The 22,908-nt window shown below is 45.2% G+C and carries 18 protein-coding genes and 1 riboswitch; of the genes, 10 read left to right on the forward strand and 8 right to left on the reverse strand.

All coding sequences use genetic code 11. The features are described 5' to 3' along the window. The 5 genes from dnaA (at window position 1) to AC3CHU_RS00025 (ending at window position 7,171) form a co-directional block, all read left to right on the forward strand. The gene (gene dnaA / locus AC3CHU_RS00005; RefSeq protein ID WP_017081729.1) at window positions 1-1,422 is read left to right on the forward strand and encodes a chromosomal replication initiator protein DnaA; all 1,422 of its coding nucleotides are present in this window, start codon (window positions 1-3) and stop codon (window positions 1,420-1,422) included. Window positions 1,423-1,503: 81 nt separating this feature from the next. Continuing rightward, on the forward strand, window positions 1,504-2,604 hold the full coding sequence (dnaN, locus tag AC3CHU_RS00010) for a DNA polymerase III subunit beta (protein ID WP_488524911.1): 1,101 nt from the start codon (window positions 1,504-1,506) through the stop codon (window positions 2,602-2,604). Between the two features lie 81 nt (window positions 2,605-2,685). Further along, window positions 2,686-3,765 carry a DNA replication/repair protein RecF gene (gene recF / locus AC3CHU_RS00015; RefSeq protein ID WP_010433158.1) on the forward strand — a complete coding sequence of 360 codons (1,080 nt, stop codon included), beginning with the start codon at window positions 2,686-2,688 and terminating at the stop codon, window positions 3,763-3,765. Window positions 3,766-3,782: 17 nt separating this feature from the next. Next, a complete protein-coding gene (gene gyrB / locus AC3CHU_RS00020; RefSeq protein ID WP_054542670.1) occupies window positions 3,783-6,200 on the forward strand; it encodes a DNA topoisomerase (ATP-hydrolyzing) subunit B in 2,418 nt (805 codons plus the stop codon). 536 nt (window positions 6,201-6,736) lie between these two features. Beyond that, window positions 6,737-7,171 (forward strand): Hsp20 family protein, encoded by a 435-nt coding sequence (locus AC3CHU_RS00025; RefSeq protein ID WP_004736683.1) that lies wholly within the window; start codon window positions 6,737-6,739, stop codon window positions 7,169-7,171. Between the two features lie 227 nt (window positions 7,172-7,398). On the opposite strand, the gene AC3CHU_RS00030 is transcribed toward AC3CHU_RS00025, so the two are convergent. From AC3CHU_RS00030 to glyQ, 4 genes are all read right to left on the reverse strand, one after another. Further along, window positions 7,399-8,652, reverse strand: a complete 1,254-nt coding sequence (locus tag AC3CHU_RS00030; protein WP_488524912.1) for a valine--pyruvate transaminase — start codon at window positions 8,650-8,652, stop codon at window positions 7,399-7,401. A gap of 255 nt (window positions 8,653-8,907) precedes the next feature. Further along, window positions 8,908-10,995, reverse strand: coding sequence for an alpha-amylase (locus AC3CHU_RS00035; RefSeq protein WP_488524913.1), 2,088 nt, complete (start codon window positions 10,993-10,995; stop codon window positions 8,908-8,910). 202 nt (window positions 10,996-11,197) lie between these two features. Continuing rightward, entirely contained in the window at window positions 11,198-13,264 is a 2,067-nt protein-coding gene (glyS, locus tag AC3CHU_RS00040; RefSeq protein ID WP_114634135.1) for a glycine--tRNA ligase subunit beta, read from the reverse strand. Window positions 13,265-13,266: 2 nt separating this feature from the next. After that, complete coding sequence (glyQ, locus tag AC3CHU_RS00045; protein ID WP_017073808.1) at window positions 13,267-14,196, reverse strand: glycine--tRNA ligase subunit alpha; 930 nt, start codon at window positions 14,194-14,196, stop codon at window positions 13,267-13,269. Window positions 14,197-14,406: 210 nt separating this feature from the next. Continuing rightward, window positions 14,407-14,583: riboswitch (yybP-ykoY riboswitch) on the forward strand. Window positions 14,584-14,617: 34 nt separating this feature from the next. Here glyQ and AC3CHU_RS00050 point away from each other — a divergent pair. Beyond that, window positions 14,618-15,172 (forward strand): TMEM165/GDT1 family protein, encoded by a 555-nt coding sequence (locus AC3CHU_RS00050; protein ID WP_017073807.1) that lies wholly within the window; start codon window positions 14,618-14,620, stop codon window positions 15,170-15,172. 151 nt (window positions 15,173-15,323) lie between these two features. After that, window positions 15,324-15,578 carry a hypothetical protein gene (locus AC3CHU_RS00055; RefSeq protein ID WP_004736676.1) on the forward strand — a complete coding sequence of 85 codons (255 nt, stop codon included), beginning with the start codon at window positions 15,324-15,326 and terminating at the stop codon, window positions 15,576-15,578. 83 nt (window positions 15,579-15,661) lie between these two features. Here AC3CHU_RS00055 and tusA read toward each other — a convergent pair whose 3' ends face one another. After that, window positions 15,662-15,913, reverse strand: coding sequence for a sulfurtransferase TusA (gene tusA, locus AC3CHU_RS00060; protein ID WP_017055492.1), 252 nt, complete (start codon window positions 15,911-15,913; stop codon window positions 15,662-15,664). A 149-nt stretch (window positions 15,914-16,062) separates the two neighbouring features. Between tusA and AC3CHU_RS00065 the strand changes: the two genes are divergently transcribed. Continuing rightward, the gene (locus AC3CHU_RS00065) at window positions 16,063-16,248 is read left to right on the forward strand and encodes a hypothetical protein (RefSeq protein ID WP_017073805.1); all 186 of its coding nucleotides are present in this window, start codon (window positions 16,063-16,065) and stop codon (window positions 16,246-16,248) included. Window positions 16,249-16,403: 155 nt separating this feature from the next. Further along, window positions 16,404-17,345 carry a LysR family transcriptional regulator gene (locus tag AC3CHU_RS00070; RefSeq protein WP_372244125.1) on the forward strand — a complete coding sequence of 314 codons (942 nt, stop codon included), beginning with the start codon at window positions 16,404-16,406 and terminating at the stop codon, window positions 17,343-17,345. Window positions 17,346-17,454: 109 nt separating this feature from the next. Here AC3CHU_RS00070 and acuI read toward each other — a convergent pair whose 3' ends face one another. From acuI to fadB, 3 genes are all read right to left on the reverse strand, one after another. Further along, complete coding sequence (gene acuI / locus AC3CHU_RS00075; protein WP_146453672.1) at window positions 17,455-18,435, reverse strand: acrylyl-CoA reductase (NADPH); 981 nt, start codon at window positions 18,433-18,435, stop codon at window positions 17,455-17,457. Between the two features lie 242 nt (window positions 18,436-18,677). After that, on the reverse strand, window positions 18,678-19,841 hold the full coding sequence (fadA, locus tag AC3CHU_RS00080) for an acetyl-CoA C-acyltransferase FadA (RefSeq protein WP_016784138.1): 1,164 nt from the start codon (window positions 19,839-19,841) through the stop codon (window positions 18,678-18,680). Window positions 19,842-19,867: 26 nt separating this feature from the next. Next, window positions 19,868-22,039: a fatty acid oxidation complex subunit alpha FadB gene (fadB, locus tag AC3CHU_RS00085; RefSeq protein WP_017073802.1), complete on the reverse strand. Its 2,172-nt coding sequence runs from the start codon at window positions 22,037-22,039 to the stop codon at window positions 19,868-19,870. A 227-nt stretch (window positions 22,040-22,266) separates the two neighbouring features. On the opposite strand from fadB, the gene AC3CHU_RS00090 reads away from it, so the two are divergent. Continuing rightward, a complete protein-coding gene (locus AC3CHU_RS00090; protein ID WP_488524914.1) occupies window positions 22,267-22,890 on the forward strand; it encodes a YigZ family protein in 624 nt (207 codons plus the stop codon). The last annotated feature ends 18 nt before the right edge of the window (window positions 22,891-22,908 follow it).

The following is a 22,908-nucleotide window of genomic DNA, read 5'->3' on the forward strand; positions in this document are numbered from 1 at the left end:
GTGTCATCTTCGCTTTGGTTGCAATGCTTGCAACAGCTTCAAGAAGAGTTACCAGCTACAGAATTCAGTATGTGGGTACGTCCGTTACAAGCGGAGCTCAATGGTAATACTCTAACTCTATTTGCACCAAACCGATTTGTACTCGATTGGGTGCGCGATAAGTACCTAAATAGCATTAACCGTTTGCTACAAGAATATTGTGGTAATGATATCCCGCATCTTCATTTTGAGATTGGAAGTAAACGAGTCATTGCTCCAAGGTCTGAGGCTATCGCCCCTGCTCGTACACGTACCGCTGCTGATGTAGCTGCTGAGTCGTCTGCACCTGCGCAGCTGCAAGCACGCAAACCAGTACACAATATCTGGCGTGATGAAGAACCTGTAGCAGTTGACCTTAATCACCGTTCAAACGTGAACCCAAAACATAAGTTCAATAACTTTGTTGAAGGTAAGTCGAACCAACTGGGTTTGGCTGCGGCACGTCAGGTTTCTGATAACCCAGGAACCGCTTACAACCCGTTGTTTTTGTATGGCGGTACTGGTTTAGGTAAAACGCACTTGTTGCATGCGGTGGGTAACGCCATTGTTGATAATAAGCCGAATGCTAAAGTGGTTTACATGCACTCAGAGCGCTTTGTTCAAGACATGGTGAAAGCGCTCCAAAACAATGCGATTGAAGAATTTAAGCGCTACTACCGTAGTGTTGATGCATTGCTTATCGATGATATCCAATTTTTTGCTAACAAAGAGCGCTCTCAAGAAGAGTTCTTCCATACCTTTAATGCGCTGCTTGAAGGCAATCAACAGATCATCCTAACGTCTGACCGTTATCCAAAAGAGATCAACGGGGTAGAGGATCGTCTTAAATCCCGCTTCGGTTGGGGTTTGACGGTTGCGATTGAGCCACCTGAGCTTGAGACTCGTGTGGCGATCTTGATGAAGAAAGCAGAAGACCACCAAATTCATCTTGCGGATGAAGTGGCGTTCTTTATTGCGAAGCGTTTACGCTCTAACGTTCGTGAGCTAGAAGGCGCATTGAACCGTGTTATTGCGAATGCAAACTTCACTGGCCGTCCGATCACGATCGATTTCGTGCGTGAGGCACTGCGTGACTTACTTGCCCTGCAAGAAAAACTGGTCACCATTGATAACATTCAAAAGACAGTCGCTGAATACTACAAAATCAAAGTCGCTGATCTATTATCTAAACGTCGTTCTCGTTCTGTTGCTCGTCCGCGCCAATTGGCGATGGCACTGGCTAAAGAGCTGACTAACCACAGCTTGCCTGAGATTGGTGATGCATTCGGTGGCCGTGACCACACGACTGTGCTGCACGCTTGTCGTAAGATTGCTCAGCTGCGTGAAGAGAGCCACGACATTAAAGAAGATTATTCGAACTTGATTCGTACCCTTTCTTCTTAATACACAGTATTCTTAACCTTAATAAGCAGAATCTTGGCCACGTACTATTACGCAGTGCCATTTAGACCGTAAGAGCAAGATATGAAATTTACCATTGAACGTAGTCACCTGATAAAGCCATTACAACAAGTATCTGGCGCACTCGGTGGCAGGCCAACGCTTCCAATTCTAGGAAACCTACTGATTAAAGTAGAAGATAACGTGTTGTCGATGACAGCGACGGATCTAGAAGTTGAATTGATCAGCCGTGTAACGCTTGAAGGTGATTTCGAAGCGGGCAGCATTACCGTACCTTCACGTAAGTTCCTAGATATCTGTCGCGGTTTGCCAGATAGCTCAGTGATCACTGTGGTATTGGATGGTGACCGTGTTCAGGTTCGTTCTGGTCGTAGCCGTTTCTCATTGGCAACATTACCTGCGGCAGATTTTCCAAATATTGAAGATTGGAGCAGTGAAGTTGAAGTGTCAGTGACACAAGCTGAATTGCGCGGTCTTATCGAGAAAACACAATTCTCAATGGCGAACCAAGACGTTCGTTACTACCTCAACGGTATGTTGTTTGAGATTGAAGGTTCTATCTTACGTAGTGTTGCAACTGATGGTCACCGTATGGCGGTATCTCAAGCGAAACTGGGTGCTGATTTTGCTCAGAAGCAGATCATTGTTCCTCGTAAAGGTGTGCAAGAGTTGGTGAAGCTACTCGATGCTCCTGAACAGCCAGTAACGCTGCAGATTGGTAACTCTAACGTGCGTGCTGAAGTGAACAACTATGTCTTCACTTCTAAGCTGGTTGATGGTCGTTTTCCTGATTATCGCCGCGTAATGCCACAAAATACCACTAAGACATTAGAAGCCGGCTGCGATGAGTTACGTTCAGCGTTTTCTCGTGCTGCGATTCTGTCGAATGAAAAATTCCGTGGTGTTCGCGTTAATCTTGTAGATACCGAGATGCGTATTACAGCGAACAACCCAGAACAAGAAGAAGCGGAAGAAGTGCTAGACGTCACCTTCGACGGTGACGCACTAGAGATTGGCTTCAACGTAAGCTACGTATTGGATGTATTGAACACACTGCGTTGTGAACAGGTTCGAATCTCAATGTCAGACGCGAATGCGAGTGCATTGATTGAAAACGCACAAGATGACAGCGCGATGTACGTTGTTATGCCGATTCGTTTGTAACTGTGTTTATTTATACATTATGTTTGCTTATCAACAACGTTTGTCTATCGAGCCGTGATTGAAGATTAATATGAAGACGTTATGCCTTTATCGCGCTTAATCGTAAAGCAGTTTAGAAATATTGAAGCCTGTGACATTCAACCGTCATCAGGCTTTAACTTTCTTATAGGGGCTAACGGAAGCGGCAAAACCAGCGTCCTTGAAGCAGTGTATCTGCTCGGACATGGTCGCTCGTTCAAAAGCTCCTTAACCGGTCGTATCATTCAAAATGAGTGTAGCGAACTGTTTGTCCATGGCCGTTTTATGACCTCGGATCAATTTGAGCTGCCAATTGGCATTAATAAGCAGCGCGATGGCACCACAGAGGTTAAAATAAGCGGTCAAACTGGGCAAAAATTGGCTCAGTTAGCTCAAGTCTTACCTTTGCAGTTGATTCACCCCGAAGGGTTTGATTTACTAACCGATGGACCTAAGCATCGCCGCGCATTCATTGATTGGGGAGTCTTCCACAGTGAGTCGGGTTTTTATGATGCTTGGGGCAGGGTAAAGCGCCTCAATAAACAGCGTAATGCATTATTGAAAACGGCGACGAACTATCGAGAACTGAGCTATTGGGATCAAGAATTGGCCCGTTTAGCTGAAAGCATCAGCCAGTGGCGTGCCACGTACGTTGAACAGCTTAAAGAAGTCGCCGAAGAAATCTGCGCGACCTTCTTGCCTGAGTTTGAGATAAAGATTAACTACTATCGAGGCTGGGATAAAGACACCCCATACGCCGAGATATTAGAAAAGAATTTTGAAAGGGATCAGCAGCTTGGTTACACCTTTAGTGGGCCAAACAAAGCGGATCTAAAGATAAAAGTGAACGGCACTCCTGTGGAAGATGTCTTGTCACGAGGTCAGTTGAAGTTGATGGTGTGCGCGCTACGAGTAGCACAAGGGCAACACCTCACTCAAATGACAGGTAAGCAGTGCATCTACTTGATAGATGACTTTGCTTCCGAATTAGATAGCCAACGCCGAGCACGTCTTGCTGAGTGTTTAAAGGCGACCAAGGCTCAAGTTTTTGTAAGCTCTATTACCGCTGATCAGATTGCAGATATGCATGACGAAAATAGCAGGATGTTTCATGTGGAACATGGCAAAATAGAGCAAGGATAATTAGTCAGAGAGTAACTATGTCAGATAATTACGATTCATCGAGTATTAAAGTACTGAAGGGTCTGGATGCGGTACGTAAGCGTCCTGGAATGTACATTGGCGACACGGATGATGGTACCGGTCTGCACCACATGGTTTTTGAGGTGGTAGATAACTCTATTGATGAAGCACTCGCTGGTCACTGTAATGACATCATCGTAACTATCCATGAAGATAGTTCTGTGTCAGTAAGCGATGACGGCCGTGGTATTCCAACTGAATTGCACCCAGAAGAAAAAGTATCAGCAGCAGAAGTAATCATGACGGTTCTTCATGCTGGTGGTAAGTTCGATGATAACTCGTACAAAGTATCTGGTGGTCTGCACGGTGTTGGTGTTTCAGTAGTTAACGCACTTTCTAAGCAAGTTACTCTGACTATCCATCGCGGTGGCAAAATCCACACTCAAACATACTGCCACGGTGAGCCTCAAGCGCCACTAGCGGTTGTAGGTGACACGGACAAAACAGGTACAGAGATTCGTTTCTGGCCGAGTGAAGAAACCTTCACTAACATCGAGTTCCATTACGATATTTTAGCTAAGCGTCTACGCGAGCTATCATTCTTGAACTCAGGTGTATCAATTAAGCTAATTGATAAGCGCGAAGAAGACAAAATGGATCACTTCGAATACGAAGGCGGTATCCAAGCGTTTGTTGAGCACTTAAACACCAACAAAACACCAATTATCCAGAAAATATTCCATTTCGATCATGAGCGTGAAGACGGTATTACCGTTGAAGTTGCGATGCAATGGAATGACGGTTACCAAGAAAATATTTATTGTTTCACCAACAACATCCCTCAGCGTGATGGTGGTGCTCACTTAGCGGGATTCCGTGGTGCACTAACACGTACATTGAACAGCTTCATGGACAAAGAAGGCTTCTCGAAGAAAGCGAAGACTTCAACATCAGGTGATGATGCTCGTGAAGGTTTGACAGCGATTGTTTCGGTGAAAGTGCCAGATCCTAAGTTCTCAAGCCAAACTAAAGACAAGCTGGTTTCTTCAGAAGTGAAGTCTGCGGTTGAGTCTACAATGGGTGAGAAACTGTCTGAGTTCTTAATTGAGAACCCAGGTGAAGCGAAAATCGTTTGTTCGAAAATTATCGATGCAGCACGTGCTCGTGATGCAGCGCGTAAAGCTCGTGAGATGACACGTCGTAAAGGCGCATTAGATTTAGCGGGTCTTCCAGGTAAACTAGCTGACTGTCAGGAAAAAGATCCTGCACTGTCTGAACTATACATTGTGGAAGGAGACTCTGCTGGCGGATCAGCTAAGCAGGGTCGTAACCGTAAGAACCAAGCAATCCTACCGCTTAAAGGTAAAATCCTTAACGTAGAGAAAGCACGCTTCGATAAAATGCTGTCTTCTCAAGAAGTCGCAACGCTCATTACAGCACTTGGTTGTGGTATTGGTCGTGACGAATACAACCCAGATAAATTGCGTTACCACAACATCATCATCATGACCGATGCCGATGTCGATGGTTCTCACATCCGTACTCTGCTACTGACGTTCTTCTACCGTCAAATGCCTGAACTGATTGAACGTGGTTACATCTACATTGCTCAGCCACCGCTTTACAAAGTGAAGAAGGGTAAGCAAGAGCAGTACATCAAAGATGAAGATGCGATGAACCAGTATCAAGTATCTTTGGCTTTAGATAATGCAGAATTGCACGTAAACCCTGAAGCACCTGCGTTTACTGGTGAAGGCTTAGAGAAGCTTGTTCATCAATACAATGCAGGTATTAAGCTGGTTGATCGTATGAGCCGTCGTTACCCACGAGCATTGATTCACGAACTGATTTATGTACCTCGCCTAACCGCTGAGCAGTGTCATGATGAAGCAGCCGTTGAAGCTTGGGGTAAGCAGCTTGTAGAGCAGCTAAATGGCAAAGAAGCGGGTGCGAGCCAATACTCTCTTGAAGTTGAAAAACACGAAGAGCTAGGTTTAAGCGTTCCTAAGATTGTAGTACGTACACACGGTGTAACTCATGAGCACGTACTCAGCATTGACCTTATCAACTCGAAAGAGTTTGGCAAGCTAGCGGATCTTTCTGAAGCACTTGATGGCTTGATTGAAGAAGGCGCTTACATCAAACGTGGTGAGCGTACTCAAGCGGTTTCTAGCTTTGTTGAAGCTCTGAATTGGTTAGTGAAAGAGTCTCGTCGTGGCCTAAGCCTACAACGATACAAAGGTCTAGGTGAGATGAACCCTGATCAGCTTTGGGAAACGACTATGGATCCTGAAACTCGTCGTATGATGCAAGTAACGATTGAAGATGCTGTTGGTGCTGATCTGTTGTTTACAACGTTGATGGGCGACCAAGTAGAGCCTCGTCGTAACTTCATCGAAGAGAATGCACTTAAAGTAGCAAACCTAGACGTTTAATCACTGCGATGCGTCGTTATTTCGCATGATTTCTGCGTTCGGCGTACTCACATACACTTGTATGCTGCGTGCGCCTCGCTTGAACTAATGCGAACTAACTTAGCCTCGAAGCAATTAAATTGATGTCTTCGTTGTATTGATGAAGTTCATAAAATTATGAAAGCACTGCCTATTGGTGGTGCTTTTTTGTGTCTGTAAGGTATTGAAAAATATTAGATTGGAAAAATAATTGAAAATAATCCCTTGAAACTATTTTGCTCAATCCACATATCTAGTTGTGAAGAGGATGACTGTCTTGCTCTACAAGAGAAGAAACAGAACCTTCATTTCCGCTAACGAAGTATCGCTCAATAGAGGATAACTTTGGCAGCACACAATTTAAAAATTGATTCATTGCCATGTCCCAGTGTTGTCACCAAACGAGGTGAAACCCGAGGAATGCGAACTGAATCCCTTAGCTGTTTACTGGATCACTCACAGGTTCGATCTCAGTAAAAATTACAGCTAAGACTATTGCTTACTAAAAGGATAGCATTATGAGAACTGTAGATTTCACTCCACTTTACCGCAACGCAATCGGCTTCGATCGTCTTTTCAATATGATGGAAGCGAACACATCAAAAAATGCTTCTGGCGGTTACCCTCCGTATAACATCGAGCAAAAAGACGAGAATAACTACCGTATTACTATGGCAGTCGCTGGTTTTGCAGATGACCAATTAGATCTTACTCAAAAAGAGAACATGTTAATTGTTAAAGGTGAGCGTAAAGCTGAAGCAGAGAAAACCTTCGTATATCAAGGTATTGCAGAGCGCGATTTCGAACGTAAATTTCAACTGGCTGACTACGTAAAAGTGGTAGGTGCAAGCATGGAAAATGGTCTTCTTCACATCGACCTAGAACGCGAAATCCCAGAAGCGATGCAACCACGTAAGATTGCTATCAACGGTAATAGCCTACTAGAAGGCTAATACCCGTCATACTTGAAGCTACAGCGTTGTTGACGTCGTAAATTCCCCCTAATTACATAGGTTCCCTATGCTCATAGGGCTGAATTTTCTAGTCGCCTAGCTGAACCCCCAATTATTTAGGGTATTCAAGTGACAAAAACTATCGGGAAGTAGAAGTGAAAGAGCACCAATACCTTGAAGAAGGATGGTGCTTTTTTTGTATTTGGCCTACAGTAACCTAAAAGGTCTTATTGCTGTTCTGAGTAAGCCTTTTTCACTTCTTCAGCAATGATAGCAATGCCTTTCTGCATCGCTTCATCATCTTGTACGTAGTTCATACGCAAGCACTGGTGAGCATGATCCCATTCGTCTTCTTGGCCGATAAAGAAGTATTCACCCGGAACAATCAATACGCCACGAGCTTTGAGGCGGTCGTACAGCTCCATGGTGGTAATCGGCAGCTCATCAAACCATAGCCATAAGAAAATCGCGCCTTCAGGCTTGTGGATACGGAAGCGAGGGTCGTCGATCGCTTCTTGTAAAAGCTCAACTGCACGTAGAGATTTATCTTTATAGAAAGGTTTGATTACCTCGCTGCTTAAGCGCAGTAAATCGCCTTTTTCAATCATGTGGTTAGCAATCGCAGGACCAACACTATTCGGTGCTAGGCTGATAATGCCATTCATGTTGGTCAGAGCTTGTGTTACTTCTTCGCTCGCAATCACGATACCGCAACGTACACCCGGTAAACCAAGCTTAGATAAGCTCATGCACAGAATGGTATTTTCATTCCAGAACGGTTCCACATCTTCAAAGATGATGTTTGGAAATGGCAGGCCGTAAGCGTTATCGATCAGTAGCGGGATGTTGTTTTCACGTGCCAGCTTATCCAGTTTACGCACTTCTTCGTCGGTCAGTACGTTACCAGTTGGGTTGGTTGGACGAGAAGCACAGATAGCGGCAACCGAGTCATCAACCTTGAGCTTCTCAAAATCAACGTGGTATTTAAACTGGCGGTTTTCTAGCAGTTCGATCTCTGGGTGGTAAGAGATAAAAATATCGTCATCAATGCCAGCATCGCCGTAGCCGATATATTCAGGCGCGATCGGTAGCAAGATTTTCTTGTGTGATCCGTCTGGCTGTTGGCCTGCTAAAAGATTGAATAGGTAAAAGAAGCCACTTTGACTGCCGTTGGTCAGGCTGATGTTCTTCTCGCTGATGTCCCAACCATAAGTATCTTTCAGCATCGCCGCTAACGATTTAATGAAGCTGTCTTTGCCTTGCGGACCATCGTAGTTGGCGAGGGCGGCAATGAGTTCTCCACTGGCGAGCATGTCGGCACTGGCTTGGTTAAAGTAATCGAGCATGGCTGGGATAGCGGCTGGGTTACCACCACCGAGCATGATTGCGCCAGGAGTGCGCAGGCCATCATTCAAATCATCCATTAAACGAGTGATTCCAGAGTATCGATTAAACTTTTCACCAAACTTAGAGAACTGCATTACTTATTTTACCTAATTCATTGTGATTGCTTGTTATGTGTCATTAAGGCAGACCTTATGTCTACCATCAGTGTGTTCCTTGAACATACCGCAATGTTTTTGCGACGCATAGCGCCAAATGCTCTAACGTGAAAAAAACTTCTATAAAGTTTAACTAATGAGTGTCTGCTTTCTTATTGAACGAGTGTTTCGTGATCAAAAAAGGAGAAGCCTAAGCTTCTCCTTTTAATTCCTGTGGGTTATTTCAATCAGCGCTTACTTTGAGCCAGTATAAACGACTAATACCTTGTCATCTTGGTATTGGCGTTCGAACGCATAGTAGCCCTTGCTGTTACGGGGGATATGCTTACCTTGGGCTACCGCTGGGTGGCGTTGGCGGAATTGGCCAAGCGCTTGCCAGTGTTCCAGCAACTCTGCTCGTTCACCTGTGATTTGATCCCAAGGCATGTCAGAGCGAGTGCCTTGCATTGGGTCGGAGCCTGTTGGGCCGAAATCACGAGCGATTTCATCACCGTAATAGATCTGCACTGCTCCGGGAGCCAGCATCAACGCGTTTGCAGCTTTGGTTTGTTTTGCAAAGTCACTGCCGTGTTGTGTCCAGAATAACGAGGTGTCGTGAGATGAAAGGTAACTCAACACGTTGAACTCGCTGTCACTGTTGATCTTGTCTGCGTAGCGCAGGTAGTCAGCATCGAGATCGGATAGACACTTAAGTGCTTTGGGTGCGATATCACTCTGGAATTCAAAGTTGATGATCGAATCAAACCCGTTAGCGAAATAGTCTGATTTCACCACGCTGTGTGCCCATACTTCGCCTGTCATCCAAAAAGGTAGGTCATCCAGGGCTTTGTCTGGGTTGTTTTGCTTCCATTCTGCAAGCGCTTGGTTAGTGCTCTCTTTAAGCTCTGCCCACGCGTCTAACTCAACGTGCTTGGCGGTATCGACTCTGAAACCATCAACGCCATATTCACGTACCCAGTCAGACAACCAAGTGATGAGATGTTCACGAGGGGTTTGGAGTTCATCCGTGGCGCTGGTGGACTTGTTGCGATAGAAATTAGGCAGCCCAGTGGTCTCTGTTGATTCTGTTTTGAAATCGGGTAGGTGTGCCAAAGACATGGTGAGGTTGTTGTACCCCGGTGAGTCATAAGCACCAATGTCGCTGCGTAACCAAGCTTTACCCCACCATTTCTCCCACGCTTCTTTGTCACTGTAAGATATGTAGTTATTGAAGTAGTGCCAGTTCTGGCCTGCTTCTGGTTGCCAATCTGTCCAGTTTTCGCCGAGGGTTTGTTTAGCTTGTTCATCGGTCAGGTTGAGTTTACCAAAATCGAACTCTTGCATGTCGGCAAGTGTTGCGTAACCCGTGTGGTTCATTACCACATCCCAAACGACACGAATGCCTTTGCTGTGTGCTGTATCGATGAAGGTTTTCAGCTCGTCTTCGGTACCCATGTTGTCATCGAGCTTAGTCCAATCTTGATGGTAGTAGCCATGATAGCCGTAATGTTTGAAGTCACCGCGATCACCACCGCCAACCCAGCCGTGAATCTGCTCTAGTGGAGAGGTAATCCAGATAGCATTAGCACCGAGCGATTCTATGTAGTCGAGTTTTTCGGTTAAACCGGCTAAGTCACCACCGTGGAAGGTGCCGATTTCATCTTGTCCATCTTGACTGCGACCATAGCTGTTGTCGTTGTCAGGGTTACCGTTGTGGAAGCGATCGGTCATCACGAAGTAAACCGTGGCGTTGTCCCAGCTAAAATCAGCTTTGGTTTCTGGTTCTACTTTCTCTAGCAGTAGAACACCTTGGCTGCTTTCTGCAGGCTGCATGATGACATTGCCGTTACTGACGGTAGCTTCGATGCCAGAAAGGGCATCTCTAACTAAAGTGCCATCATCAAAGGTTTGAGCAACGTTGATGGTGGTTGGTTGGTCACTAGGTACTGGGCAGGCAAAACTTTGAGCTTGTTGCTGTTTTGGCTTTACTTGAACCGTGAGTTCATTGGTCTGTGGGTTGAGCGTAAATTGGTAGGTGTTAGCGCGAAAGACCTTGATGGCGATTTCAGAATTCTCGGCACAGTCGTCTAGACGAAGGGGTTTATTGAATTTGATGCGACTCTCTTCAGCCAAAGCATAGTTAGTACCACAGGTTTGTTGGGCATCGCTGATAGAGAAGGTATAGCTACCTTTGGCGAGTTCCTGTTCTGCAATTACGGTGCCTTTACCTGATGATTCAAATACGACAGTGTCGTTATCAATTGTCAGTAATAGGTTATTGTCACTGGTTTGGCTGCATGCGCTGAGTGCGAGTATTGAAAGCGCGAGTACTGTTTTTTTCATTGTTCCCTTCCCCTGAATAAACAGGTTATTTATAGCAAACAATGCCCTCTACAGTCTGAGTGCTGATTCATTCAGTTAATCAATAACACCTCTACAAACAAATGCTTGGTTCACAAAAACAAAAAGGGAAGCTTTCGCTTCCCTTTGGGTGTTTACAGTTAGTTACTCAGAGTATGACTTAGAGCAACAATCTCACTCGTGCTTATTTTTGCAGTAGAGAGATGTCAGCAATCTGTAGGAACAGGTTACGTAGGTTGTTCAGTAGCGTTAGACGGTTCTTCTTAAGCGCTTCGTCATCAGCCATAACCATTACGTTGTCGAAGAATGCATCAACAGGTTCACGTAGGTCAGCAAGCTTGCTTAGGGCTTCTTGGTAGTTGCCTGTCGCGAATGCTGGTTCTAGTGCTTCCGTCATTACTTCAACGTTTTCAGCCAGCGCTTTCTCTGCGTCTTCTTGAAGAAGAGCTAGATCGATTTCTGCTGGTAGTTCGCCATCGAATTTCGCAAGGATGTTACCTACACGCTTGTTCGCTGCTGCTAGTGCTTCTGCTGCTTCCAGTTCACGGAAGTGAGAAACCGCTTTAACACGTTGGTCAAAGTCAGCTGGCTTGGTTGGACGACGTGCTAGTACCGCTTGGATGATATCAACGCTGAAACCAGCATCTTGGTACCATGCGCGGAAACGACCTAGCATGAAGTCGATAACGTCAGCTTCTACGTTGTCGTTAGTTAGCTTGTCGCCTAGTAGCTCTTTCGCTTTACCGATTAGATCAGTTAGGTCTAGGTTGTAGCCGTTTTCAACGATGATACGTAGCACACCTAGTGATGCACGACGTAGAGCGAATGGGTCAGAACCTTTTGGTGCTTGGCCAATACCGAAGATACCGACGATAGTGTCTAGCTTGTCTGCCATTGCTACAGCAGAAGAGATGCCAGTGCTTGGTAGTGTGTCACCTGCGAAACGAGGCATGTACTGCTCGTAAAGTGCCAGTGCTACTTGCTCGTCTTCACCATCGTGCGTTGCGTAGTGCATGCCCATCACACCTTGAGTATCCGTAAATTCGAATACCATTGATGTCATTAGGTCACACTTAGCCAGTAGGCCTGCGCGCTTAGACTTTTCAACGTCAGCATCGATTTGCTCAGCAATGTAGCCTGCAAGTTCTGTGATGCGGTCTGTTTTGTCTTTGATAGTGCCCAGTTGCTTCTGGAAGATAGCTTGATCTAGTTCAGCAAGACGGTCGATAAGCGGGCGCTTACGGTCGGTGTTGAAGAAGAATTCAGCATCAGCAAGACGTGGACGTACAACTTTCTCGTTACCTTCGATAACGTGACGAGGCTCTTTAGACTCGATGTTCGAAACGAAGATAAAGTTCGGTAGTAGGTTTTTCTCTGAATCGTATACAGGGAAGTACTTCTGGTCGCCTTTCATGGTGTAAACCAAAGCTTCAGAAGGCACTTTTAGGAACTCTTGCTCAAACTTAGCAGTAAGCACTACTGGCCATTCAACCAAAGAGGTAACTTCTTCAACAAGGTCATCTTCTAGGTCAGCAATACCGCCAACCGCATCTGCTGCTTTTTTAGCATCAGCAAGAATGATCGCTTTACGCGCATCGTAATCTGCCATTACTTTACCGCGCTCTTCTAAGATCGCAGGGTATTGGTCAGCAGAGTCGATAGTGAACTCTTGTTCGCCCATGAAACGGTGGCCACGGATAGTACGAGCAGAAGCTACACCTAGGATTTTGCCTTCAACAAGCTCATCACCTAGTAGTACTGTCAGTGTTTTCACTGGACGGATAAATTGGATGTCTGAGTTACCCCAGCGCATTGCTTTAGGAATGGGTAGGCCAGCCAGTGCTTTCGCAGCGATGTCCATTACCAATTTTTGAACTGGTTTGCCAGCCACTTCTTGTTTGAAAAGAAGCCACTCACCTTTGTCTGTTTTCAGACGGTCAGCTTGCTCAACAGTAATACCGTTACCACGAGCCCAACCTTGTGCAGCTTTAGTCGCGTTGCCTTCAGCATCGAATGCTACAGAAATTGCAGGGCCGCGCTTCTCAACGACTTTGTCTGCTTGGCCTTCAGCCAGGGCAGTCACTTTAAGTGCTAGACGACGAGGTGCTGCGTACCACTTGATGCCTTCGTGAGAAAGCTCAGCCGTTTTAAGACCTGCTTCAAAGTTAGAAGCAAAGGCTTCTGCTAGAGAACGAAGTGCCGTTGGTGGAAGCTCTTCCGTACCCAGTTCAATTAGAAAATTCTTCGCCATGATTATTTACCTTCCTTTTTTTCTACAGATCGGCACATTGGGAAGCCAAGTGCTTCACGTGACGCGTAGTACGCTTCTGCAACAGCTTTAGTCAGGTTGCGGATACGAAGGATGTAACGTTGACGCTCTGTTACAGAGATAGCTTTGCGCGCATCAAGGATGTTGAATGCGTGACCTGCTTTTAGAATGCGCTCGTAAGCTGGAAGCGGCAGTGGCTTCTCAAGCTCAAGTAGCTCTTTACACTCTTTTTCGCACTGGTCAAAGAAAGTGAATAGGAAATCTACGTCTGCGTGCTCGAAGTTGTACGTTGATTGCTCAACTTCGTTTTGGTGGAAGATGTCACCGTAAGTCACGTTAGAACCGTCTGGTGCTACGTTCCATACAAGGTCGTAAACTGAGTCTACTTCTTGGATGTACATTGCTAGACGCTCGATACCGTAAGTGATCTCGCCAGTTACAGGCTTACACTCAAGGCCGCCAACTTGTTGGAAGTAAGTGAATTGAGTCACTTCCATACCGTTTAGCCATACTTCCCAACCAAGACCCCATGCGCCTAGCGTTGGGTTTTCCCAGTTGTCTTCTACGAAGCGAATATCGTGAACAAGCGGGTCGACACCAAGAACTTCAAGAGAGCCTAAGTACAACTCCTGGATGTTATCTGGAGAAGGTTTTAGAGCTACTTGGAATTGATAGTAGTGCTGCAGGCGGTTCGGGTTTTCACCGTAACGACCATCGGTCGGACGACGAGAAGGTTGAACGTATGCCGTAGACATTGGCTCTGGGCCAAGTGCACGTAGACATGTCATTGGGTGAGAGGTGCCAGCACCTACTTCCATATCTAGTGGTTGAACAATGGTACAACCGTTTTGTGCCCAGTAATCCTGCAGCGCGAGGATCATTCCCTGGAAGGTTTTGATATCGTATTTTTGCATAGTCAGGTTCGCGCGATTCTTTTAAATGAATGAGAAAAATAACCTCTGAGTATACCGAGATATTGGTAAAGCGAGTAGGGGTAATCTTGTTTAATTAGTGGTCTAAAATGTCGTTTAGTGGATTTTTTTGCCTTTAATGTTTGTTTTTCGGCACAAGTGGATATTTTGATAACTTTGACACTTGTGTTTGAAAGCGTGGGTGATTAAAATCTCGCGGTCTTTGGGGAGTAGCTTACTTATTCATATCCTATTGAATGAGTTCGTCCGTCAACATAATTGATGCAAAATCATCATGGCGTTCGAGGCAACCACCACCTTTGGTGGCGCTTAGCAAGACCTTAGACAAGCATCGTGAACCGGGATGGGGCGCGAGGTTTGTCTTTGGTTAAATATAATAATCTCCGTCCCAAATGAGCATGTCGTGAGCGTTTTAGCAATTTCAATTACAACTGTCGCCTTAGCCGAGATCGGTGATAAGACTCAGTTGTTATCCCTTTTATTAGCCAGTCGATATCGAAAACCGATACCGATTATTGCCGCTATCTTCTTTGCCACTATTGCCAATCATGCCCTTGCTGCATGGCTCGGTGTTGTGGTCGCGGATTACTTATCTCCTGAAGTGTTGAAATGGGTGCTGGTGGTCAGTTTTATCGCTATGGCGGGCTGGATTCTTATTCCGGATAAACTGGACGACGATGAAGCCATCTCTAACCGTGGTCCGTTTGTCGCCAGCTTTATTGCTTTCTTTATTGCTGAGATTGGCGATAAGACTCAGATTGCGACCTCCATTCTAGGGGCCCAATATTCTGATGCATTAACGTGGGTGATTCTGGGTACTACCATTGGTATGTTGCTGGCGAATGTGCCTGTGGTGATCATTGGTAAGTTATCGGCAGATAAGATGCCTCTTGATCTGATTCGCAAGATCACTGCTTTGTTATTCGTGGGTTTGGCTATCGCAGCGGCTTTCTATTAAGCGGTGGTATTGAGTCTTATTATACTCAACCAGTAGAGTAATGTGTTGTAGGTCATACTCTTACAGTATTGTCAGGTTTATCGATCGAATGGACATATAACTGTCATACTTGTCATGATATTTTAATCTTGTGAGTTAAGAACACGAGGGCATGATTATGTTGACGCGTTATATGGGTATCACTCCACAAAGCCAAAGCTATTTATTTACCTTTGGTCTTGCACTTACACTATTAGGCATGGTGTTGACGGACATGTGGCTACCAATGGTGGCTGGTTCGATGATCATGACCGGGCTTGCAGTAGAAGCCTGGATTCGGGTCGCGCATATTATTCCTATGCGTAAAGATATCCGAGAAATACAGCATCAGCTTGAGCATCTGCAAAATAAATCTAGAAACGAATAAACAAAAAGCCGCTCGTACTCTGAGTTCTGTTGAAGAATATAAGGTACGAGCGGCTTTTTTGATGCTTGATATTTAGGTGAGGCTTATGCCTCCAACCCTTTTCTTATCAAATATTGGTAAGGCAAAGCTTCAGTTGCTTGGCCGACTAACTGATGATCCATAAAACGACAAAAGCTCGGAATATCGCGAGTTGTTGAAGGGTCGTCTGCTTTTACCAGTAACACATCGCCATCCTGCATGTTTCTAATTGTCTTCCTGACCATCATTACTGGTTCTGGGCAACGCAGGCCTTCAGCTTCTAAAGTATGGGTTGCCAGTTCAGGTTTGAATGTCATGGTTTGTATCTCTATATCTATCTAACGAGTGAATAATACGTCTGCAGAAAAAATATGCAATAAGTGCTTGGCAAGTGGAGTCATTTCCTATAACTTAATTAACAAGTTGATAACAACTTGAAACAAAGGCAACTAGCTAAGGAGTGGCGATGTTGACAGGATTAGATAGATTAACAATTTATTCAGTTCTCTGTTTTATTTCTTTTTGTGCGTTAGTACTACGCTCATCGACAGAGACCTCACTGATGCCAATATTTGGCATAATAGCAACGATTATTGGTATTTGGGTAGAGATGCGCCGTTGGCAAGGCATAGCCGAAGAGCAAGAACACTAACCCGAATACAACAGCGAATTCCGATACGACAACATTCCGACACTATCCCCAAATTTTCTTGGGCTTCCCCGCGTAATTGCGGGATTTTTTTTATCTAAAGCATGCTATAAACAACGTAGTGATCAATGACAATTGTATACAGCTAGGTAAGTGGCGTGGAATTAGAAGACATCTATCGTAGAGACCTAAATTTATTGGTCGCCTTAAAGGTATTGATTGAAGAAGGAAGTGTTAGTCAGGCTGCGATTCGGCTTAACTTAAGCCAATCAGCAACCAGCCGTGTATTGGGACGACTTCGAGAGTTACTCAATGACCCTCTGTTTACACGCCAAGGTCAGCATCTTATTCCCACCAAGAAAGCACTCGAAATCAGTCAACGTATTGATCAACCTTTAGAGTCATTCCGTCAACTGCTTAGCCCGAGTGATTTTGACCCTTACTATTGCAGTGAGCGTTTTCTGATCGCAACCACCGACTACGCGATGCAAACCATTTTGCCGTATGCGTTACCTAAGATTTACGAGCAAGCGCCTAATATTTCTTTGGAATTTGCGCCGCTGCAGCATGAGCATTTGTTTAAGCAACTCAGCACCGAACGTGTCGATATGGCTATTTGTCGCCCGAGTGGCAGCGTTGCACCACTTCATCAAGAAGTATTGGGGCCGGTCGGTGTGTCGTGTTTGTTATCTAAAAATCACCCTTTAGCCGATCGATCGTTAAGTCTTGAAGATTATGTTTCTTCACCTCACGCGATGATTGCGATCAGTGATGGTGTTAAGGCTTTACTCGATAACGCTTTAGCTAATCAACAGCCTCGCAAAATGGTGCTGCGTGCTTATCACCTTGAAGCCGCATTGGCGATTGTCGATAGAATGCCGTTGGTGATTACTGTGCCTGCCGATTTGGCTTATTTGGTGGCAGAGCGCTATGACTTGGTTGTTAAGCCATTACCATTTGAGTTTATGCCGTTTGATTACTCTCTGATCTGGCACTCTCGCTGCGATTCTTCTGCCTCGCAACAATGGTTAAGAAGGGTGGTAAAAGAGGAGTGTGGTGAATTGATTCAGAAGCGTATTGCGGATGTTGGCTTGGGGTAACTTAACTTAGATCTAGCTTTGGTTTACTCGATCTCAATGACTAAAACGCAAAAGGGCTGATTACTATCAGCCCTTTGTTGATCTGGGATATTTAAGCTTTAGCTGATTACTAAAGCTTTATAACTACGCGACCAGTGATTTGACCGTTAGTGATGTCTTCTGCAGCTTGAATAGCACCATCTAAAGATACTTCTTTAGTCGCTTGGCCGTAGAAAGACTCAGGTAGCAACTCAGCAAGTTGTTCCCACGCTTTAATACGTTTCTCACGAGGGCACATTACTGAATCAACACCTTGTAGGCGAACGTTACGTAGAATGAATGGCATTACCGTGGTTGGTAAGTCAAAACCGCCTGCTAGACCACACATTGCAACCGCACCGTTGTAATCAATTTGCGCCAATACTTTTGCAAGTACTTTGCTACCTACAGTATCGATAGCACCAGCCCACAGTTGTTTCTCAAGTGGCTTCGCCGGTTCTTCTAGTTCAGCACGCTCTACAATACGTGTTGCGCCTAGTGATTTTAATAGCTCGCCATTTGCAGAAGCACGACCAGTCACAGCTGCGACTTTGTAGCCCAGTTGGTTTAGTAGAGTGATAGACACACTGCCTACGCCGCCACTTGCACCTGTTACTAGGATTTCACCGTCTTCTGGTTTGATGCCAGCATCTACAATAGCTTGAACACAAAGCATTGCTGTAAAGCCTGCTGTACCAATAGCCATTACTTTTTTAGCGTCTAGACCTGATGGCATTGGCACTAACCAATCACCGTTTAGGCTTGCTTTCTCCGCCATGCCGCCCCAGTGGCCTTCACCAACACCCCAGCCAGTTAGAACAACTTCGTCGCCCGCTTTGTAGCGTGGGTCTTCAGATTGTGAAACCACACCAGAAAGGTCGATACCAGGAACCATAGGAAAGTTACGAACAATGCGTCCTTTACCTGTAATCGCCAAACCATCTTTGTAGTTCAAAGAAGAGTAACTTACATCAACCTTCACGTTACCTTCTGGTAATTGAGACTCATCAATTTGAGAAACTGACGCGATAGTTTTTTTGTCTTCTTGGTTTAGTACAAGTGCTTTAAACATGATCTGCTCCGTGGGAGGAATATTAGGAAACTGAAGTAACTTTAGTTGAATCACCGAAGAAAAAATAATGAAACATCAACATTGAGTCTATGCATTTTGTGCATAGATGTGGGTGGCGCTTTTACTCTTGCTAAGTTCGCTGAACGAATCGATACATTATTGGACGCCGAGCAATAAAAAGTGCAGCTATATAAATATAGCTGCACAAAATATTACCCTACAAGTATTACAATCAACGAGCGCTATGGGCGTTCAAATACCGTTGCAATACCTTGGCCTAAACCAATACACATGGTTGCTAAGCCGTATTTCACGTCTTGTGCTTCCATTAGGTTAATCAGGGTTGTTGAGATACGAGAGCCAGAACAGCCTAATGGGTGACCCAGTGCAATGGCACCACCGTTAAGGTTTACTTTCTCGTCAACCACATCCAGTAGACCTAGATCTTTCGCACATGGAAGAGATTGAGCAGCGAATGCTTCATTCAACTCAATAACACCCATATCTTCAATCGTTAAGCCTGCACGTTTCAGTGCTTTCTTGGTTGCTGGTACTGGGCCGTAACCCATGATAGAAGGATCGCAACCTGCAATAGCCATCGACTTCACGCGAGCACGAATCTTAAGGCCAAGCGCGTTGGCTTTTTCTTCACTCATGATAAGCATTGCAGAAGCGCCATCAGACAGTGCTGATGAAGTACCTGCTGTTACCGTACCATTTGCTGGATCGAATACTGGGCGAAGCTGAGACAGGCCTTCAACAGTAGTTTCAGGGCGAATTACTTCATCATAATCCAGAGTGAACAGTGAACCGTCTGCCGCGTGAGCTTCTGTTGGTAGGATTTCATTCTTGAAACGACCTTCAACCGTTGCTGCTTGAGCTCTAGCGTGTGAGCGTGCTGCGAATGCGTCTTGATCTTCACGGCTAATACCGTGCATTTTACCAAGCATCTCAGCCGTTAAGCCCATCATACCCGCTGCTTTTGCTACGTGCTTAGACATGCCTGGGTGGAAATCAACACCGTGGTTCATTGGTACGTGACCCATGTGTTCGACACCACCGATCAGGCAGATTTCAGCATCGCCAACCATGATAGAGCGAGTTGCATCATGCAGAGCTTGCATAGATGAGCCACATAAACGGTTGACCGTTACCGCACCAATCTCAATCGGTAGGCCAGCAAGCAAAGCAGCGTTACGTGCCACGTTGAAGCCTTGCTCTAGCGTTTGTTGTACACAACCCCAGTAAATGTCTTCAATTTCGACAGGGTTTACTTCTGGGTTGCGCTCTAAAATGCCTTTCATCAAATGTGCAGATAGGTCTTCAGCACGAGTGTGACGGAAAGCTCCACCTTTGGAACGTCCCATTGGGGTGCGAAGGCAATCAACAACAACTACATTATTCATTTTGCTATTCCTTTTCCAAATGTGGGCTACAGAGAACTGGCTTGTTGGCCGTCGTAAAAGCTTTCGCCTTTCGCTGCCATATCAAGCAATAGTTGAGGAACTTGGTACATTGCACCTAAGTCTTGGTAGTTCTTCGCCATTTCAACGAAGTTACCAATACCCACACTGTCTAAGTAGCGGAATACGCCGCCTCTGAATGGAGGGAAGCCTAAACCGTAAACCAATGCCATATCCGCTTCTTGCGGTGTAGCAATGATGCCTTCTTCTAAACAAAGCACCACTTCGTTGATCATTGGAATCATCACACGCTGGATAATGGTCTGGTCATCAAAGTCTTGTGGCTGTTGGCATACATCAGCCAGGATAGGAAGAATGTCTTCTGAGAAAGTTTTCTTAGGACGACCGCGTTTGTCTACGCTGTATGTGTAGAAACCACTACCGTTCTTCTGACCGTATTTTTCAGCGATGTAAAGCGCGTCAATCGCATCACGACCTTCTTTACCCATACGCTCAGGGAAACCTTGCGCCATTACTGCTTGTGCATGGTGTGCAGTGTCTAAACCAACAACGTCTAGCAGGTACGCAGGGCCCATTGGCCAACCGAACTTACGTTCCATTACTTTATCTATTTTAGTGAAATCAGCACCGTCGCGTAGCAACATGCTGAAACCGCCAAAGTAAGGGAAAAGTACACGGTTTACGAAGAAGCCAGGGCAGTCATTAACAACGATTGGGGATTTGCCCATTTTCGCTGCGTAAGCAACTACGCGATTAATAGTTTCTTCTGAAGTATGCTCGCCACGGATGATCTCAACCAAAGGCATGCGGTGTACTGGGTTAAAGAAGTGCATGCCACAGAAGTTTTCTGGGCGCTTTAAAGATTTCGCCAGCAGGTTGATCGGAATCGTTGAGGTATTTGATGTTAGAACCGTGTCTTCACCAACTAGGCCTTCAACTTCACTCAGTACTGCTGCTTTTACTTTCGGGTTTTCTACAACCGCTTCCACAATCACATCAGATTGTTCAACACCAGCATAATGCAAGCTTGGAGTAATCGAAGACAGAATACCTGCCATCTTGAATCCATCTAGGCGACCGCGTGATAAACGTTTATTCAATAGCTTAGATGCTTCGTTCATACCAAGATCAAGAGACGCCTGTGCGATGTCTTTCATCATTACTGGCACGCCTTTCAGCGCAGATTGGTAAGCAATACCGCCACCCATGATGCCAGCACCGAGTACGGCAGCACGCTCAGTTGCTTTATTTGCAGATTTACCAGCCTGTTTTGCTAAGCCTTTAATGTATTGGTCATTAAGGAATAAGCCAACAAGAGCTTTTGCTTCTTCTGATTTCGCTAGTTTAACGAAATGTTTACGTTCGATGTCTAATGCCGCATCGCGATCGCTACGTGCTGCTTCTTCAATAGCAATAACTGAAGTAATTGGCGCTGGGTAATGAGGGCCTGCTTTTTGAGCTACAAGGCCTTTAGCCATGGTAAAGCTCATCATTGCTTCTAACTTACTCAGTGATAGCGCTGATGTTTTTTGTTTACGACGTAGCTGCCAATCGATTTTTTCATTTGCAGCCAGTGAAACAGTATTAATCGCTGACTCTAATAGTTTGTCTGTATCAACAATCGCATCTAACAAGCCAATCTTAAGCGCTTCATCTGCGCGGCATGCTTTGCCTTGCGTGATAATTTCCATTGCGCTGTCTGCACCTATAACACGAGGTAGGCGCACACAACCGCCAAAGCCAGGCATGATACCCAGTTTTGTTTCTGGTAGACCTATGCTGGTGGTTTTGTCACCAATACGGAAGTCCGTTGCGAGTACGCATTCACAGCCACCGCCAAGAGCATGGCCACGCATCATTGAAAGAGTTGGTACAGGAAGATCTTCGAGCTTACTAAAGATTGAATTAGCGAATCTTAACCATTCATCAAGTTCTGCTTCTGGCTTAGCAAATAGGCCAAGAAATTCAGTGATGTCTGCGCCTACAATGAACGCGTCTTTGTTTGAAGTTAAGATTAAACCACGTAATCCTGCGTGAGCATTAAGAGCATCTAACGCTTTGTCTAGTGATTCTAAAGTAGCGAGGTCGAGTTTGTTTACAGAGGCCGGCGCGCAGAAGCTTAGTTCAGCGATACCATCTTGTAATTCCTTTACCTGTAGGGTGTTAGCTTGGTAAATCATTGTCTATCTCCATGACATACAATCCACGATTGTTTGAGAGAATCTTGTTATCTTTCTATTATTGTAGAATACCTGGTAAGACCAGTTATCTTAGTCTGTACCTCTGCCTGATTAATTTCAATACATTTTTTAAACAATTGTTTAACATTGTGCGATAGCACAGATCCTCTAACCGTTATTATTCACGCGTGATACACTTCGCCGTTCTTAATAATTAAGTCAACGATATGAATGAACAGCCCTATTTAATACCGTCAGCATCGGCTCTGTTTGAAGAAGAGATAAAGAAGAGCGTCTTCATTACTCAGCTTGCTCATACACCAAGTGTAGAAGTTGCTAAACAGTTCGTAGAGCAGGTAAAAAAAGAGCATTCTTCAGCGCGACATAACTGTTGGGGCTTTGCTGCAGGGCGACCTGAAGACTCGATGAAGTGGGGCTTTAGTGATGATGGCGAACCCTCGGGTACTGCTGGAAAGCCTATCTTGGCGCAACTGTCTGGTTCGGGTGTTGGCGAGTTAACGGCTGTAGTCACTCGCTATTCAGGTGGAATCAAGCTCGGAACGGGTGGTTTGGTTAAGGCTTACGGTGGAGGAGTACAACAAGCTCTCAAGCTGCTTCAAACTATCGAGAAAAAAATAACCACAAAATTACGGCTAGAGTTAGACTATAGCTTCGTGCCAATTGCACAATCTATTATGGCTCAGCATCAGGCTGTTGAGGTCCAAGCGGATTATGGTGTTCAAGTTGAGCTTATCATTGAGATAGAGCTCCTGCAGGTAGATTCGTTTACTCAGACCATGATCAATAAAAGCGGTGCCAAGGCACTGGTAACGAAAGTTAAAGACAACTAGGAAGTTTGAAGCATTTCG

Source organism: Vibrio sp. QJM3NY_39, from assembly GCF_057785895.1.

Excerpts from the sequence above, each read along its gene's own strand:
- tusA (WP_017055492.1), bottom strand. The coding sequence starts at position 15,913 with ATGACATTCAAACCTGAACTGGCAACCCATACTTTAGAAGCTGAAGGC.
- recF (WP_010433158.1), top strand. The coding sequence starts at position 2,686 with ATGCCTTTATCGCGCTTAATCGTAAAGCAGTTTAGAAATATTGAAGCC.
- AC3CHU_RS00030 (WP_488524912.1), bottom strand. The coding sequence starts at position 8,652 with ATGCAGTTCTCTAAGTTTGGTGAAAAGTTTAATCGATACTCTGGAATC.
- acuI (WP_146453672.1), bottom strand. The coding sequence starts at position 18,435 with ATGTTTAAAGCACTTGTACTAAACCAAGAAGACAAAAAAACTATCGCG.
- AC3CHU_RS00025 (WP_004736683.1), top strand. The coding sequence starts at position 6,737 with ATGAGAACTGTAGATTTCACTCCACTTTACCGCAACGCAATCGGCTTC.
- dnaN (WP_488524911.1), top strand. The coding sequence starts at position 1,504 with ATGAAATTTACCATTGAACGTAGTCACCTGATAAAGCCATTACAACAA.
- glyQ (WP_017073808.1), bottom strand. The coding sequence starts at position 14,196 with ATGCAAAAATACGATATCAAAACCTTCCAGGGAATGATCCTCGCGCTG.
- AC3CHU_RS00065 (WP_017073805.1), top strand. The coding sequence starts at position 16,063 with ATGTTGACAGGATTAGATAGATTAACAATTTATTCAGTTCTCTGTTTT.
- gyrB (WP_054542670.1), top strand. The coding sequence starts at position 3,783 with ATGTCAGATAATTACGATTCATCGAGTATTAAAGTACTGAAGGGTCTG.
- AC3CHU_RS00090 (WP_488524914.1), top strand. The coding sequence starts at position 22,267 with ATGAATGAACAGCCCTATTTAATACCGTCAGCATCGGCTCTGTTTGAA.
- fadB (WP_017073802.1), bottom strand. The coding sequence starts at position 22,039 with ATGATTTACCAAGCTAACACCCTACAGGTAAAGGAATTACAAGATGGT.
- AC3CHU_RS00055 (WP_004736676.1), top strand. The coding sequence starts at position 15,324 with ATGATTATGTTGACGCGTTATATGGGTATCACTCCACAAAGCCAAAGC.
- AC3CHU_RS00035 (WP_488524913.1), bottom strand. The coding sequence starts at position 10,995 with ATGAAAAAAACAGTACTCGCGCTTTCAATACTCGCACTCAGCGCATGC.
- glyS (WP_114634135.1), bottom strand. The coding sequence starts at position 13,264 with ATGGCGAAGAATTTTCTAATTGAACTGGGTACGGAAGAGCTTCCACCA.
- fadA (WP_016784138.1), bottom strand. The coding sequence starts at position 19,841 with ATGAATAATGTAGTTGTTGTTGATTGCCTTCGCACCCCAATGGGACGT.